The following is a 15533-nucleotide window of genomic DNA, read 5'->3' on the forward strand; positions in this document are numbered from 1 at the left end:
AGTGGCTTGTTTGTCTGGAGCGGCCGACGAGGCTCGAACTCGCTACCTCCACCTTGGCAAGGTGGCGCTCTACCAGATGAGCTACGGCCGCATATAAAGTGCCTCCGATCGGAATCGAACCAATGACACGGGGATTTTCAGTCCCCTGCTCTACCGACTGAGCTACAGAGGCATATAAGCTGCTTCCAGAGAAGCAGCAACGACCCGGATCGGGCTCGAACCGACGACCCCCAGCGTGACAGGCTGGTGCTCTAACCAACTGAGCTACCGGGCCACATGGTGGAAGTTAACGGGCTCGAACCGCTGACCCTCTGCTTGTAAGGCAGATGCTCTCCCAGCTGAGCTAAACTTCCACAAAATGGAGCGGCCGACGAGGCTCGAACTCGCTACCTCCACCTTGGCAAGGTGGCGCTCTACCAGATGAGCTACGGCCGCACATTTCATGTGGTCTGCCGGGGTTTCGCTCCCGGCGACGTTGGCTATTATAGCGTAAAACGCAGGCTTTGTCAACAACAAATTTCCAAAAAATCAGACTTTTTGCAAAACACGCCTGTCTGCGCCTGTTTTTCAAAAACAAAGCCGAAACCGGAATGAAACCGAAATGTTTCAGCTTTGCGGCGGCAGACACAAAGAAAATTCGGTTGCTTTCCCTTCTTAAAGAGGTTATAATAAACTTGTCAAAAAGTTGCACAAAAACACGTCTGCTGTGCCGCGCGGGCGGGCAGACGTGTTTTTGTGCCGAGATTTTGCCAGAAAAAAGGAGCAACCGCAATGTACAAGATCACTGAAAAGGTCGCGCTGAACCCCACCGTGACAAAGATGGTCATTGAAGCCCCGCTCATTGCCAAAAAGGCAAAGCCGGGCCAGTTTATCATTGTGCGCCCGTTTGAGGACAGCGAGCGCATCCCCCTGACCGTGGCCGGTTACGACCGCGAAAAGGGCACTGTGGATATCATCTTCCAGATCGTGGGCGGCACCACCATGGAGCTGAACAGCCTGAACGCAGGCGACAGCGTCCATGACTTTGTGGGCCCCCTGGGCCGCGCCACCGAGACCGAGGGCCTGAAAAAGGTCTGTGTTGTGGGCGGCGGCGTGGGCTGCGCCATCGCCCTGCCCATTGCCAAGGAGCTGCATGACCAGGGCTGCACCGTCCACAGCGTCATCGGCTTCCGCAATAAGGATCTGCTCATCCTCGAGGACGAGTTCAACGCCTGCAGTGACGAGCTGCGCATTATGACCGATGACGGCAGCTACGGCACCAAGGGTGTGGTCACTGCCGCTCTGGACGAGCTGGTGGCCGCCGGCAACCAGTATGATCTGGTCATCACCATCGGCCCGCTGATTATGATGAAATTCGTTGTCAAGACCTGCCAGAAGCACGGCCTGAAGAGCATCGTCTCCATGAACCCCATTATGATCGACGGCACCGGCATGTGCGGCGGCTGCCGCCTGACCGTGGGCGGCGAGACCAAGTTTGCCTGCGTGGACGGCCCCGACTTTGACGGTGATCTCGTCGATTTCGACGAAGCCATGGCCCGCGGCACCATGTACCGCCCCTTTGAGGCAAAGGCCCGCGAGAAGGCCTGCAATCTGTTCAAGACTGAGGAGGCAAAGTAAGATGGCTTTCAATATGGATCCCAAAAAGTGCCCCATGCCCACCCAGGACCCCAACGTCCGCAACAAGAACTTTGAGGAAGTTGCACTGGGCTATACCGAAGAGATGGCCGTGAACGAGGCAAAGCGCTGCATCCACTGCAAGAACAAGCCCTGCCAGACCGGCTGCCCCGTTGGCATCGATATCCCCGAGTTCATCGGTCATGTGGCCGAGGGCGACTTTGAAGCCGCCTATCAGGTCATTGCCCGCTCCTCCTCCCTGCCCGCCGTCTGCGGCCGTGTCTGCCCCCAGGAGAGCCAGTGCGAGGGCAAGTGCACCCGCGGCATCAAGAACGAGCCCGTGGGCATCGGCCGCCTGGAGCGCTTTGTGGCCGACTGGCACCGTGAAAACGTCCACACCGCCCCCATCGTGCCCGCATGGAACGGCCACAAGGTTGCCATCATCGGTGCAGGCCCTGCCGGTCTGACCGCCGCAGGCGATCTGGCCAAGCTGGGCTATAAGGTCACCGTCTACGAGGCCCTGCATGTGGCCGGCGGCGTGCTGATGTACGGCATCCCCGAGTTCCGTCTGCCCAAGGCCATCGTGCAGCAGGAGATCGACGGCCTGAAGAAGATGGGCGTGGATTTTGAGTGCAACATGGTCATCGGCAAGGTGCTGACCATCGACGAGCTGATGGACGAGTACGGCTACGAGGCCGTGTTCGTTGGCTCCGGTGCCGGTCTGCCCCGCTTCATGGGCATCCCCGGCGAGAGCCTGAAGGGTGTGTACTCCGCCAACGAGTTCCTGACCCGCTCCAACCTGATGAAGGCCTACCTGCCCACCAGCAAGACCCCCATCCGCACTGGCAAAAAGGTGGCCGTTGTGGGCGGCGGCAACGTGGCCATGGATGCTGCCCGCAGCGCCCTGCGTCTGGGTGCTGAGACTGTGTACATCGTCTACCGCCGCGGCATGGCCGAGCTGCCTGCCCGTAAGGAGGAGGTGGAGCACGCCGAGGAAGAGGGCATCATCTTCAAGACCCTGTGCAACCCCGTGGAGATCCACGCCAACGACGAGGGCTTCGTCAAGTCCATCACCTGCATTGAGATGGAGCTGGGTGAGCCCGATGCTTCCGGCCGCCGCCGTCCCATTGAAAAGAAGGGCAGCGAGTTTGAGCTGGATGTGGATACCGTGATCATGAGCCTGGGCACCAGCCCCAACCCCCTGATCCGCTCCACCACTCCCGGCCTGGAGACCAACAAGCACGGCTGCATCGTCACCGAGGGTGACGAGGGCAAGACCAGCCGTGAGGGCGTGTACGCCGGCGGCGATGCCGTGACCGGTGCCGCCACCGTCATCAAGGCTATGGGCGCCGGTAAGGCAGCCGCCAAGGCCATGGACGAGTACATCCAGAATAAGTAAGGAACACTTCCCTTCTCCATAAAAAAACAGGTGCACCTGAACGGTGCACCTGTTTTTTGTGCATCACTATATTTTTAAGTCGTTATGAGGCCCTGTTCCAGACAGTACCAATAGATGCCATCCTCCATCACGGTACGGCAGTGTGCGGCAGCAGCCGCCTTCAACTTCTCAGAGGCATTGCCCATAGCCACACCGGTGCCCACAGCCCCAAACATCTCCAAATCGTTGTTGCCATCTCCGAACGCCATGCTATCGGCTTTGGAGATGCCATAGAACTCCAACACCTTTTCCACGGCAATCCCCTTGCCGCCGCTGGCCGGAATGATGTCCACAGCCCGATTCCACCACGCCGCGATCTTTGCATGGGGTACATCCTTCAAAATAGCTGGGTACTCCTCTTCCCGGCCACCCATGAGCACCTGGAAAATTTCTCCCTTTGCCATCTCCTCAAAATCCTCAGCGATCTTCAACTCAACGCCGCCGATGGCAAAATACTCTTCCAGATCCGGTTCGGAGCCGTTGGCCGCCAGCCGGGTCGTGTTGGCCAGGGCAACGGGCCGTCCCAACGCCGCTGCGTTCCGGATGAGGGTAGCAACCTCCTCCGTAGGGATGGTGTTCTTGAAAATATCCTGCTCTGGAGTGAAGCAGTAGGAGCCGTTGTAGGTCAGGAAAGCATCAAAGGACACCCCCTCAAACTTCGGCACCTCCATAGGAGCCCGCCCGGTGGCGATGCAGAGACGGATGCCGTTCTGGTGCAGCCGCCGCAAGGCTTCCAGCGTGCGGGGCCGGGCAGCACCTTTCAGCGGCACCAGTGTTCCATCCACATCAAAAAAGATGATCTTCGGTTTATTCATATGCCTTCCCTCCGGTTGCCGGACAGCCAGGGCTTATCCTATGGATTCCCAGCTGTTTTATGGGAAAATTATAGCACGAAGGGGGCGTTTTTTCAAATGTATCCCACTCTTTATGCATCCTGCCCAAAAAACAGAGCAATATTTTGTCGCTCAAACTTGGCGGAACCTGATTGATTTTGACTGAGATTTTGCTATAATAAGGGGGCAAGGCGGTCATAAACCACCAATGTCAATCAAAATCAATCATATAAATCGAACAAGGGGGAATGTTCCCGATGCTGGCAGAAGAACGATTCAGCCTGATTCTGGATCTGCTGGCGCGGCAGCGCACCGCCACCGTACAGGAGTTGTGCGAGGCGTTGAACGCAAGCGAATCCACCATCCGGCGCGACCTGAACGAGCTGGACAAGCAGGGCAAACTGAACAAGGTGCACGGCGGGGCCACCCTGCCGGACAGCCCCTTCCGCACCGACGAGCCCACCATGGCCGCCAAGGAAGAGCTGGCCGTCAGTCAGAAGCAGAGCATCGCCCAGGCGGCGGCAGAACTGATCCTGCCGGAAGATTTCATCTATCTGGATGCAGGCTCCAGCACGCTGGCTCTGGCACGAGCGCTGAGCGGCCCGGCCCTGAACGCCAGCTATGTGACCAACGGCGTGGCCCACGCCCGCCTGCTGGCCCAGAAAGGCTGCCGGGTGTTCCTGCCCGGCGGGCTGCTGCGGCCCCAGACCGAGGCCATCATCGGGGCGGCTGCGCTGACTGCCATCCAACAGTACAATTTCACCAAAGCCTTCATGGGGGCCAACGGCGTGGCGCTGGATTCCGGCTTCACTACCCCAGACCCCGAGGAGGCCGCCGTCAAGGCTGCGGTCATCCGCCGGGCGCGGGAGACGTGGTTCCTGGTGGACGACACCAAATTCGCGCAGGTCTACCCCGCCGTCATCTGTGATCTGCACAGCGGTGCCATCCTGACGAACCGGTGCCCCAACCCCAAATACCGGCAATACACTCTGATAAAGGAGACCGAGGTATGATCTACACTGTAACGTTCAATCCTGCCATTGATTATGTGGTCCGTCTCGACAGGCCCCTTGAGGTGGGCGAGGTGAATCGCGCCGCCGGGGAGGACTGCGTGCTGGGCGGCAAGGGCATCAATGTTTCCGGCGTGCTCCGGGAGCTGGGCTGTGAGAGCGTGGCTCTGGGCTTTGTGGCCGGTGAGACCGGTGCCTGGCTGGAGCGTGGTCTGGCCGCGCAGGGGCTCCGGACCGATTTCATCCATCTGGCCGAGGGCATGACCCGCATCAACGTCAAGATCAAGGCGGGCACCGAGACCGAGCTGAACGGCGCAGGCCCCAGCATCCCGGAAAGTGCCATGCAGCAGCTGGAAGCCCAGCTGGACACCCTGCAGCCTGACGACATCCTCATTCTGGCAGGCAGCATCCCCAAGAGCCTTTCCCAGAGCACCTACGAGCGGCTGCTGGCAGGGCTGGAGGGCCACGGCGTGCGGGCCGTAGTGGATGCCACCCAGGATCTGCTGGTCAACGTCCTCCCCTATCACCCCTTCCTGATCAAGCCCAACAATCACGAGCTGGGCGAGATCGTGGGCCGGGAGCTGAAAACGGACGAAGAGATCACCGCCGCTGCCCGCGCCCTGCAGGAAAAGGGTGCCCGGAACGTGCTGGTGAGCATGGCCGGGAACGGCGCTCTGCTGGTGGATGAGCACGGCGAGGTGCACCGCATCGGCTGCCCCAAGGGCAAGGTCGTGAACAGCGTAGGCGCAGGCGACAGCATGGTGGCCGGTTTTGTGGCAGGCTATCTGCAAAGCGGCAGCTATGAGCAGGCCCTCCGGCTGGGCACCGCCTGCGGCAGTGCCACCGCGTTCAGCCTTGGGCTGGCAACGAAAGAAAAGATTGCCGAACTGATGCAGGAAATTTGAAGTAGAGCCCTCTTTGCGGTCTGCGGCGCAGACCGCAGCTGAGAGGGCTGCACAGAGAGAGAAAGGAGAACCCTTATGCGCATTACGGAATTATTCACCGCAAAGTCCATCGAGCTGGATTCCGCGGCCTCCAACCGGGACGAGATCCTCTCCCGGCTGGTAGAGCTGCAGGCCACCCACGGCAATATCACCGACACAGAAGCCTACAAGAAAGCGCTCTACGCCCGGGAGGATGAGGCCTCCACTTATGTGGACAACGGCATCACCGTCCCCCACGCCAAGACGAATGTGGTCACCCGGCCCAGCCTGGCCGCCCTGCGTCTGAGCACCCCGGTGCAGTACAACACCGAAGATGACGGCAAGACCGACCTGCTCTTTGCCATTGCAGCCCCCGAAAACGGCAGCCTGCATGTGGATATGCTGGCCCGCATGATGCAGATGCTGATGAACGAGGACTTTGTGGAAAAGCTGAAAGCCGCCAGGACCCCCGCCGAATTCCTTGCCCTCATCGATGCACAGGAGGAGGCCCAGTTCGGTGAGGAGAGCTTCACCCAGCAGGCCATCCCCCAGAGCGGCTACCGCATTCTGGCCGTGACCGCCTGCCCCAACGGCATTGCCCACACCTACATGGCCGCCGAGGCGCTGGCCAAGGCCGGTGACAAGCTGGGCCTGCCCACAAAGGTGGAGACCAACGGCTCCGATGGTGCCAAGAACGTGCTGACCCGCGCTGAGATTGCAGCCTGTGACGGCATCATCGTGGCTGCAGACAAGAATGTGGAGACCGCCCACTTTGACGGCAAGCCCGTGCTGTTTGCCCGGGTGGATGACGGCATCCACAAGCCCGAAGAGCTGCTGAAAAAGGTAGCCCACGGTGAAGTTCCTGTTTACCACGCCAAGGGCGGTGCCGCCGCTGCCGAAGAGGAGATCTCCGGCGACAGCTTTGGCCGCAAGGTGTACAAGGACCTGATGAACGGCGTGTCTCACATGCTGCCCTTTGTGGTGGGCGGCGGTATTATGATCGCGCTGGCCTTCCTGCTGGACGACTACACCATCGACCCCTCCAACTTCGGCATGAACACCCCCATCGCCGCCTTCTTCAAGACGGTGGGCAGCGCCGCCTTCGGCTACATGCTTCCCATTCTGGCAGGCTTCATCGCCATGTCCATCGCCGACCGTCCCGGTCTGGCCGTGGGCTTTGCGGGCGGCGTGCTGGCCATGAACGGCACCAACTTTGCAGGCCTTGCCAACGGTGAGACCACCGGCATCTCCGGCGGCTTCCTGGCCGCTCTGCTGGCCGGTTTCGCGGCCGGTTATGTGGTCGAGTTCCTGAAAAAGATCACCGAAAAGCTCCCCGCCAGCCTGAACGGCATCCGCCCCATGCTGATCTACCCGCTGGGCGGCATCCTTATCATCGGTGCCGTGATGTGCGGCATCAACCCTGTCATGGGCATGATCAACACCGCCATGACCAACTGCCTCAACGCCATGGGCGGCACCTCCAAAGTCCTGCTGGGTGCCATCGTTGCCGGTATGATGAGCATTGACATGGGCGGCCCCTTCAACAAGGCAGCCTACGTCTTTGGCACTGCCGCGCTGGCCTCCGGCAACTACGAGGTCATGGCTGCTGTCATGGTGGGCGGCATGGTTCCTCCCATCGCGATTGCCCTCTCCACCACCTTCTGCCCCAAGAAGTGGACCCCTGACGAGCGCCGCAACGGCATCGTGAACTACGTCATGGGCCTGTGCTTCGTCACCGAGGGTGCCATCCCCTACGCCGCCGCCGACCCGCTGCGCGTCCTGCCCAGCTGTGTGGCCGGTGCCGCGCTGGCCGGTGCCCTCTCCATGACCTTTGGCTGCGCCCTGCGCGCTCCCCACGGCGGCATCTTCGTGTTCCCCGTGGTCGATCATGCCCTGCTCTACTGCGTGGCTCTGGCCGCTGGCAGCGTGGTGGGTGCCGTGATCCTGAGCCTGCTCAAGAAGGACCGCACCGACGCAGCCTGATCTGCCATTTTCCTTCTTCCTTTACCATATAAAAAGGGTCCGTCTGCTCGCGCCAAAATGCGGCAGGCGGGCCCTTTCGTGCTTATCCCTTGATGATCCGGAGCAGGGTCTTGTCCAGCTGGATGGTGCGGTTCCAGGGGTTCAGGATAATGCCCTGGATCTCCGGCACCTGCAGTGCGGCATCCAACAGCTTTTCAAGCTCCACCAGAAAGGTGGACTGCACCGCTTCCGCGCCCTTCATCTCCTCTTCAAAGCTGGTAAAGGCATACCACCAGCTGGCCCCATCGGCCGTGCGGAGGGCCCGCAGCTGCATCTGCTCACTGGCCGGGTTCGGCTCCACCGCCACCACGACCTGTCCGTTTTCCCGCATCCGCCGCCGGATCACGGTCAGGGTATGCGCCAGTTGCTCCTGTGTAGGCTCCTGCTGTAACTGGTAAACCGCCTGTTCGATCTTTTCGTTGCCGTTCAGGCCCTCGTCCTTCTTCTGCGCCATAAGCTCTCCCATTCTTTTCATTGTATTTTATGCTTGTATTATATCTGGACTTTACGAAAAATGGAAGCGCTGGCCAGAGATTCTTTCTTTTTTCGTCTGCTTTCGGGTGTTTTTTCAAAAATCAGTAGCCCCCGCCCCGAAAAAGTGTTACAATATTTTCGTCTGGTATCATTTCAGAAACGACAGGACGCGCCGTTTTTCCGTGAGCCGTTTTGTCGGAATGGGAGAGATAAGGTAATGAAACGAATCCTTCGTTCTGCCGTCAGTCTGCTGCTGTGCGCCGCCGTGGCGCTGGGCGGCACTGCCTGCGGCCGAAGCAAACTGCCCACCACCATCACGATCTGGACCTATTACAACGGCGATCAGCTGGAATGCTTCAACCAGCTGGTGGAGCAGTTCAACTCCACCGTGGGCAAAGAGAAGAACATCCGGGTCGAAAGCTCCAGTCAGGGCAGCGTGAACGACCTGGAGACCAGCGTGCTGGCCGCCGCCGAGGGCAAGGTGGGTGCCGAGAAGCTCCCCAACATCGTCTCCTCCTACGCGGACACCGCCTTTACGCTGGATCAGATGGGCCTTGCCGTTGACCTGAGCCCCTACCTGACCGAAAAAGAGAAGTCTGCCTATATCGCCGGTTTTCTCGAAGAGGGCGACCTGATGAACAACGGGGAGCTCAAGGTCTTTCCCATAGCAAAATCCACTGAGCTGCTCTACCTGAACACCACCGACTTTGCCCCCTTTGCCGAGGCCACGGGCGTGACCTATGCGGATCTTTCCACTGTGGAGGGGCTGAACGAGGCCGCACACAAATACTACGACTGGACCGATGCCCAGACGGCTGCGCCCAACGACGGCAAGGCCCTGTATGGCCGCGACGCGCTGACCAATTACCTGCTCTGCGGCGCACAGGAACTGGGTACGACCATCTTTGATGCCGAGAACGGCGTGATGACCCTGCACTTTGACAAGCCGACCCTCCGCAGGCTGTGGGATAACTACTATGTCCCCTACCTCAAGGGCTGGTGCAGTGCCAGCGGCAAGTTCCGCAGCGACGATATCAAGATCGGCAGCCTGCTGGCCTATGTCGGTTCCTCCTCCAGCGCTTCCTTCTTCCCCACCCAGGTGCTGACCAGCGACACCGAGAGCCACGGCATCCAGATGGCCGCGCTGCCCTGCCCCAGCTTTGCAGGCTGTGAGCCGGTGGCCGTCCAGCAGGGGGCCGGCATGGTAGTCATCCCGGGCACCGAGGACGAGATCAGCGCCTGCGTTGCCTTCCTGAAATGGTTCACCCAGCCGGAAAACAACCTGCAGTTCTCGGTGCAGTCCGGCTATATGCCCGTGACCTATGCCGCCAACAGCATGTCCGCCCTTGAGAACAGCGGCCTGACGGTCTCTGAGCGCATCCACAAGGTGCTGAGCCTGTCCATTGATGCCATCGATCGCAGCAAGCTCTACACCACCCATGCCTTCCCGGATGCCCTGCGCGCCCGCAATACCCTGCAGTACGCGCTGGAGGACCGTGTCACTGCCGACCGTGCCACGGTGATGGAGCGGCTGGCTGCCGGGCAGACCCCCGAGAAAGCCGAAGCCGAGTTTCTGACCGATGCCTATTTTGATGCCTGGTACGACCAGACTCTGGCCGCTCTCAGCGCCTTTGCGGGCTGAGATGCCCTTGGAACAACCACAAAAGGAGAGCCCTTCAGATGCAGAACCGCAAGCCGCACAGACAAAAGGCCCCTCAGACGGGCCATTCTATCTTCGGCACCATCCTTTTCTCCCTGCTGGCTGTGCTGGCGGTGGAGATCCTGCTGCTGACCTTTGCCGCCCACGCCACCCGGCTTGGCCCCCAGCTGAACCAGAACGCCGAGGATATCCTTGCCATGCAGGTGGACAACCGCAGCCGGTATCTTCAGTCCATCTTCCACGATGCACAGGAGCTGACCAGCCTTTCCGATACCATCAATGGCCTGACCCAGCAGCTTCTGGACGAGGGAGAGATCAGCCTGAGCACGCTGGACAGCAGCAGCGACGCGGCCTATCCCCTGCTGGAAGCCGCCGCGCCGGAGCTCATCAGCACCCTGCGCATCAAGTCGGTGACCGGCGTGTTTCTTATCCTGAACACCCATGATCTGGATAAGCGGAAGCAGGACAGTCGGCTGCCCGCCATCTACCTGCGGGATCTTGACCCGGATGCCGCTCCCTCCCAGCGCAACGCCGACCTGACCTTTGTGCGGGCACCGGCCCAGCTGGTGCAGTCCCTCTCCATTGCCACGGACAACAGCTGGTCCCCCACCATCCGCTACCGGGCACTGGGAAACCGTGGCTTCCTTTATCCCCCTTTTCAGGCCGCCTATAAAGACGGAGCCAGCCCCTGATCCTGCCAGACGGCACCGTTTACGGCGTGATCGGCGTGGAGCTGCTGGCCGACTATCTGTGGGAGAATCTGCCCTGCTCTGAGCTGCAGAACAACGGCACCTATTTCCTTGCCGTGACCGGTACGGAGGAGCTCTCTGCCTCTGAACTGCAGCTGCGTCCGGTGCTCCGTTCCCACTGCGACGGGCAGCCGGGTTCTGCGGACGAAAGCCTTACGCTGCGCCTCCACAGTGCCCAGACCCGCCGCTACCTCTTCAGCGATGCCCTCTACATTGCCTCGGTCTCCCCCTTGAACCTCTACAGCCGGAACGCTCCTTTCTCGGGCGAGCACTGGCTTCTCGTGGGCTCTGTTCCCGCGGTGCAGCTCTTTGCTTTCGCCCAGCGGCTGCAGCAGCTGCTCTCCTTCATCATTCTGATCACGCTGGCCGTTGGCTTTGTTTGCAGCTGGCTGATCAGCAGGCGGCTGGCCCGGCCCGTAGCCAAGCTCTCGGCTGAGGTAGCCGCTGCCGAAGCGGATTCCTCCGCCATCCCGCATCTTTCCACCACCGGCATCAGGGAGCTGGATCAGTTTTCCTCTGCCTTTACCCAGCTGAGCAAAGACGTGCTGGACTCCTCCACCCGCTTTTTGCGCATTATGAAATTGGCCAGTGCGGAGCTGGGCGGCTATGAGCTGCGCGATGACAGCGTTTATGTGACTGACAACTTCTTCTCCATGCTGGGCCTTGCACAGGAGCAGCCAGATCCGCTCACGCCAAAAGCTTTCCGCGCCCTGATGGGCACACTGGAGCAGCGGTGGTTCTACCGCCTGTCCCCGGCCAACAACAAGGTCTTTGCCATCCCCCAGCCCGACGGCAGCACCCACTACATCACCCTGCGTGTCACCCATATCCTGGGCGAAAGCGCCTCCGAGGTGGGTCTGGCTGAGGATATGACCACCACGGTGCTGGAGCAGCAGCGCATTGAGCACGAGCGCGATTACGATACCCTGACCGGTCTGTACCGCCGCCGTGCCTTTGACCGCGCCTGTGAAGCGCTGTTCCAGCAGCCCGAAAAGCTGGGCTGTGCCGCCCTGCTGATGATGGATCTGGACAACCTCAAGCAGATCAACGACACCTACGGCCACGACTGGGGCGACCAGTACATCCGCCAGACCGGCCAGTGCTTTGCGGCCAACACGCCCGCCAACACCATCTGCTCCCGCCTTTCGGGCGATGAGTTCCTGATCTTCTTCTATGGCTACCAGGATCAGGCACAGCTCCGCGCCCAGCTGGAGCTGCTGAGTGCCGCCCTGCAGCGCAGCGTGTCCATCCTGCCCAACGGCAAGCAGCTGCACATCAGCATCTCGGGCGGCATCGCCTGGTACCCCACGGACGGCCACGACCTGCTCACCCTGAAAAAATATGCCGACTTTGCCATGTATCAGGTCAAGCATTCCCACAAGGGCCGCATGTGTGATTTTGATATCGGCAGCTACCATCAGGAGGCATACGCCGCCCAGACCCAGCAGGACTTTGAGCGCCTGCTGCAGGAAGAGCTGGTGTCCTACCACTTCCAGCCCATCTGCTCTGCCCGCAGCGGCCGGGTCGCAGCCTACGAGGCCCTCATGCGGGTCGATCTGCCCACCCTGCACTCCCCCGCTCAGGTCATGCAGCTGGCCCATGAGACGGGCCGCCTGTATGAGATCGAACGGATCACTGTGTTCCATTCCAGCGCGCTCTTCCAGCGTATGCAGGCACAGGGCCTGTTCCAAAGCGATGCCCTGCTCTTCATCAACTCCATCGCCAATGTCAGCCTGACGAATGAGGATGTGGAGGAATATGCTCAGCGCTACCCCGAGCTGCTTAAGCGGCTGGTGGTGGAGATCACCGAACAGGAGGATCTGGACCGCGCATGTCTGGAGCGGAAGCGGAACGTTCCGGGCTTCTCCGGCTCCTTTGCGCTGGATGACTACGGCAGCGGCTACAGCAACGAGCTGAACCTGCTGGAGCTCTCGCCCCGGTATATCAAGATCGACATTTCCATTGTGCGCGGGATCGACACCGACCGTGATAAGCAGCAGATCGTCTCCAACATTGTGGCTTACGCCCACGCCCGCAGTATGCAGCTCATCGCCGAGGGCATTGAGACCGAGGCCCAGCTGCGCACCGTCATCGGTCTGGGTGTGGATCTGCTGCAGGGCTACTACCTCAGCCGCCCCGCCGCAGTACCCGCCCCCATTGCACCGGAAGCGCAGGCGGTGATCGACCAGCTCGAACACCAGCGGTTTGATCCCCTCGGTTTATGATCTTTCCGGCTCCCCTGCGGGGGAGCCTTTTGTGACCCCATTCAGAGAAAGGAGACACGATGAACCACGAATCCAGTTCCGCTCTCCCCGCCGCCATCCGGGTGCGGGGCGCGCGGGTGCACAACCTGAAGAACATCGACGTAGATGTGCCGCTCCACAAGATCGTCGGCATTGCGGGCGTGTCCGGTTCCGGCAAGTCCTCGCTTGCGCTGGGTGTTCTCTACGCCGAGGGCTCCCGCCGCTATCTGGAGGCCCTTTCCACCTATACCCGCCGCCGGATGACCCAGGCCGAAAAGGCACAGGTGGACGAGATCCGCTATGTTCCCGCCGCACTGGCCCTCCACCAGCGGCCCGGCGTGCCCGGGATGCGCTCCACCTTTGGCACCATGACCGAGCTTTTGAACAGCCTGCGCCTGATGTTCTCCCGGCTCTCCCACTACCCCTGCCCCAGCTGCGGCTGCATGGTGCCGCCCAGCCTGAACATTGCGGCCGAGATCCCGCTCTACTGCCCCCGGTGCGGCGCGCAGGTGCCGGTGCTGGGCGCGGAGCAGTTCGCCTTTAACAGCACCGGAGCCTGCCCAGACTGCGAGGGCACCGGCATCGTGCGGGTGGTGGACGAATCCACTCTGGTGCCGGACGAGAGCCTTTCCATCAACGAGGGCGCGGTGCTGCCCTGGCAGACCCTGATGTGGTCGCTGATGAAGGAGATCGCCGAAAAGATGGGCGTGCGCACCAACGTACCTTTCCGGGAGCTGACCCCGGAAGAGCGCGACATGGTGTTCCACGGCCCCGCCAAAAAAGTGCACCTGCTCTACCAGAACAGCAAGACCGGCGCGGCGGGTGAAATGGATTTCACCTACTTCAACGCCGTTTATACCGTGGAGAACGCCCTTGCCAAGGTAACGGACGAAAAGGGCATGAAGCGGGTGGAGCGGTTCCTGAAACAGGGCCCCTGCCCCGCCTGCGGCGGCTCCCGCCTGAACGCCGCGGCCCGGGCTCCCCGGCTGCGGGGCATCGGGCTGGCCGATGCCTGCCGCATGACGCTGGACACGCTGGTACATTGGGTGGAGGGGGTGCCCGCCTCCCTGCCCGTGGAGATGCGCCCCATGGCTGAGAGCATCTGCGAGTCCTTTCAGGCCACCGCCGCCCGCCTGCTGGATCTGGGGCTGGGCTACCTCTCCCTTGACCGGGAGGCCGCCACCCTTTCCACAGGGGAGCGCCAGCGGGTGCAGCTGGCCCGCTCGGTGCGCAACCGCACCACCGGCGTGCTCTATGTGCTGGACGAGCCCTCCATCGGCCTGCACCCCTCCAACATCGAGGGCCTGCGGGGCGTGATGCATGACCTGATCGCGGACGGCAACTCCATCGTGCTGGTGGATCACGACACTGAGATCCTGCGGGATGCCGACTGGCTCATTGAGATGGGCCCCGGTGCCGGTGAAAACGGCGGCACCATCCTGACACAGGGCACTGTGGAGCAGGTGGCCCAAAGCCCGGCCTCCCGCATCGGGCCCTTCCTTGCCGACCTGCACACCCTCTCAGCCCGCACCCGCACCCCGGAAGCGGAGCTCTTTGCGCTGGGCACCATCACCCTGCGCACCCGGGCCATCCACACCGTCAAGCCGCTGGAAGTCCGGCTGCCCAAGGGGCGGCTCATTGCGGTGACCGGCGTGTCCGGTTCCGGCAAGACCACGCTGGTGCTGGAAAGCCTGATCCCCGCGCTGGAGGCCGCCGCCAAGGGCGAAGCTCTGCCCGCCCATGTGGAAAGCATCACTGCACCGGGCATTGCGCAGGTCAAGCTCATTGACGCAACGCCCATCGGCATCAATGTTCGGTCCACGGTGGCCACCTACGCCAATGTCCACGATGAGCTGCGCAAGATCTACGCCCGCTCCCCCCTTGCCAGGGAGAAGGGCTACAAGGCGGGCGATTTTTCCTACAACACGGGTCGCCTGCGCTGCCCCGGCTGCGACGGCACCGGCACCATCAGCCTGGACATCCAGTTCCTGCCGGATGTGGAGATCACCTGCCCGGACTGCGGCGGCTCCCGCTACCAGAAGGATGCCGCCGCCCTCTACCGCACCCGGAAGGACGGCACCCAGGCCGAGAGCCTGCCCCGCCTGATGGAGATGAGCGTGGACGAAGCCCTTGCCGCCTGTGCCGACCTCAAGCTGGTGGCCAGCCGGCTGCAGACCCTTTCCAGCCTGGGGCTGGGCTACCTGACTCTGGGCGAGGCCACCCCCAGCCTTTCGGGCGGGGAGGCCCAGCGGCTCAAGCTCGCCAGCGAGATGGGCAAAGGGCAGGCTGACACCGTGTTTGTATTCGACGAGCCCACCATCGGCCTGCACCCGCTGGACGTGCGCACCCTGCTGGGCGTGTTCCAGCGTCTCATCGACAGCGGGGCCACTGTGGTGGTCATTGAGCACGATCTGGATGTGATCCGCAACGCCGATTATCTCGTAGACCTCGGCCCCGGCGGCGGCGAGAGCGGCGGACGCATCGTGGCCTGCGGCACACCGGAGCAGGTGGCCGCCGATCCCGCCAGCATCACCGGAAAATATCTGCACCTGTAATTAAAAGAGGGA

At 61.6% G+C, this 15533-nt stretch carries 11 protein-coding genes and 5 tRNA genes; 9 read left to right on the plus strand and 7 right to left on the minus strand.

Features of this window, described 5'->3' with window-relative positions; translation table 11 throughout:
* Positions 1 to 15 precede the first annotated feature (15 nt).
* The 5 genes from ACKXGA_RS03820 to ACKXGA_RS03840 all read right to left on the minus strand — a co-directional run bounded on the left by ACKXGA_RS03820 (position 16) and on the right by ACKXGA_RS03840 (position 435).
* Positions 16 to 91: transfer RNA gene (locus tag ACKXGA_RS03820), tRNA-Gly, on the minus strand.
* A gap of 8 nt (positions 92 to 99) precedes the next feature.
* A tRNA-Phe gene (locus ACKXGA_RS03825) sits at positions 100 to 172 on the minus strand.
* A gap of 28 nt (positions 173 to 200) precedes the next feature.
* Positions 201 to 274, minus strand: a tRNA-Asp gene (locus tag ACKXGA_RS03830).
* A 3-nt stretch (positions 275 to 277) separates the two neighbouring features.
* Positions 278 to 353 (minus strand) — tRNA-Val (locus ACKXGA_RS03835).
* Between the two features lie 6 nt (positions 354 to 359).
* Positions 360 to 435, minus strand: a tRNA-Gly gene (locus ACKXGA_RS03840).
* A 336-nt stretch (positions 436 to 771) separates the two neighbouring features.
* Here ACKXGA_RS03840 and ACKXGA_RS03845 point away from each other — a divergent pair.
* Positions 772 to 1617, plus strand: a complete 846-nt coding sequence (locus ACKXGA_RS03845) for a sulfide/dihydroorotate dehydrogenase-like FAD/NAD-binding protein (protein WP_035393563.1) — start codon at positions 772 to 774, stop codon at positions 1615 to 1617.
* A gap of 1 nt (position 1618) precedes the next feature.
* Complete coding sequence (gltA, locus tag ACKXGA_RS03850) at positions 1619 to 3013, plus strand: NADPH-dependent glutamate synthase (RefSeq protein ID WP_098925046.1); 1395 nt, start codon at positions 1619 to 1621, stop codon at positions 3011 to 3013.
* 74 nt (positions 3014 to 3087) lie between these two features.
* Here the strand turns inward: gltA and ACKXGA_RS03855 are convergent, their stop codons facing one another.
* A complete protein-coding gene (locus ACKXGA_RS03855) occupies positions 3088 to 3867 on the minus strand; it encodes a Cof-type HAD-IIB family hydrolase (protein WP_117476921.1) in 780 nt (259 codons plus the stop codon).
* Positions 3868 to 4142: 275 nt separating this feature from the next.
* Between ACKXGA_RS03855 and ACKXGA_RS03860 the strand changes: the two genes are divergently transcribed.
* The 3 genes from ACKXGA_RS03860 to ACKXGA_RS03870 all read left to right on the plus strand — a co-directional run bounded on the left by ACKXGA_RS03860 (position 4143) and on the right by ACKXGA_RS03870 (position 7801).
* A complete protein-coding gene (locus tag ACKXGA_RS03860) occupies positions 4143 to 4898 on the plus strand; it encodes a DeoR/GlpR family DNA-binding transcription regulator (RefSeq protein WP_186851405.1) in 756 nt (251 codons plus the stop codon).
* Positions 4895 to 5800 (plus strand): 1-phosphofructokinase, encoded by a 906-nt coding sequence (gene pfkB, locus ACKXGA_RS03865; protein ID WP_097770251.1) that lies wholly within the window; start codon positions 4895 to 4897, stop codon positions 5798 to 5800. The genes ACKXGA_RS03860 and pfkB overlap by 4 nt, the downstream gene beginning before the upstream one ends.
* Positions 5801 to 5875: 75 nt before the next feature.
* Positions 5876 to 7801, plus strand: a complete 1926-nt coding sequence (locus ACKXGA_RS03870) for a PTS fructose transporter subunit IIABC (RefSeq protein WP_423730112.1) — start codon at positions 5876 to 5878, stop codon at positions 7799 to 7801.
* Positions 7802 to 7883: 82 nt separating this feature from the next.
* Here the strand turns inward: ACKXGA_RS03870 and ACKXGA_RS03875 are convergent, their stop codons facing one another.
* Complete coding sequence (locus ACKXGA_RS03875) at positions 7884 to 8294, minus strand: SseB family protein (protein WP_156070646.1); 411 nt, start codon at positions 8292 to 8294, stop codon at positions 7884 to 7886.
* A 237-nt stretch (positions 8295 to 8531) separates the two neighbouring features.
* On the opposite strand from ACKXGA_RS03875, the gene ACKXGA_RS03880 reads away from it, so the two are divergent.
* From ACKXGA_RS03880 to ACKXGA_RS03895, 4 genes are read left to right on the plus strand one after another with little or no spacing between them, the layout of a single operon-like run.
* Entirely contained in the window at positions 8532 to 9956 is a 1425-nt protein-coding gene (locus tag ACKXGA_RS03880; protein ID WP_423730113.1) for an extracellular solute-binding protein, read from the plus strand.
* A gap of 38 nt (positions 9957 to 9994) precedes the next feature.
* On the plus strand, positions 9995 to 10666 hold the full coding sequence (locus tag ACKXGA_RS03885) for a hypothetical protein (protein ID WP_423730114.1): 672 nt from the start codon (positions 9995 to 9997) through the stop codon (positions 10664 to 10666).
* 26 nt (positions 10667 to 10692) lie between these two features.
* Positions 10693 to 12948: a putative bifunctional diguanylate cyclase/phosphodiesterase gene (locus tag ACKXGA_RS03890; protein ID WP_423730115.1), complete on the plus strand. Its 2256-nt coding sequence runs from the start codon at positions 10693 to 10695 to the stop codon at positions 12946 to 12948.
* 59 nt (positions 12949 to 13007) lie between these two features.
* Positions 13008 to 15521, plus strand: coding sequence for an excinuclease ABC subunit UvrA (locus ACKXGA_RS03895; RefSeq protein WP_423730116.1), 2514 nt, complete (start codon positions 13008 to 13010; stop codon positions 15519 to 15521).
* Positions 15522 to 15533: the final 12 nt, after the last annotated feature.

The organism is Faecalibacterium hominis (ex Afrizal et al. 2022) (assembly GCF_049545105.1).
Taxonomy (GTDB): Bacteria; Bacillota; Clostridia; order Oscillospirales; family Ruminococcaceae; genus Faecalibacterium; species Faecalibacterium duncaniae.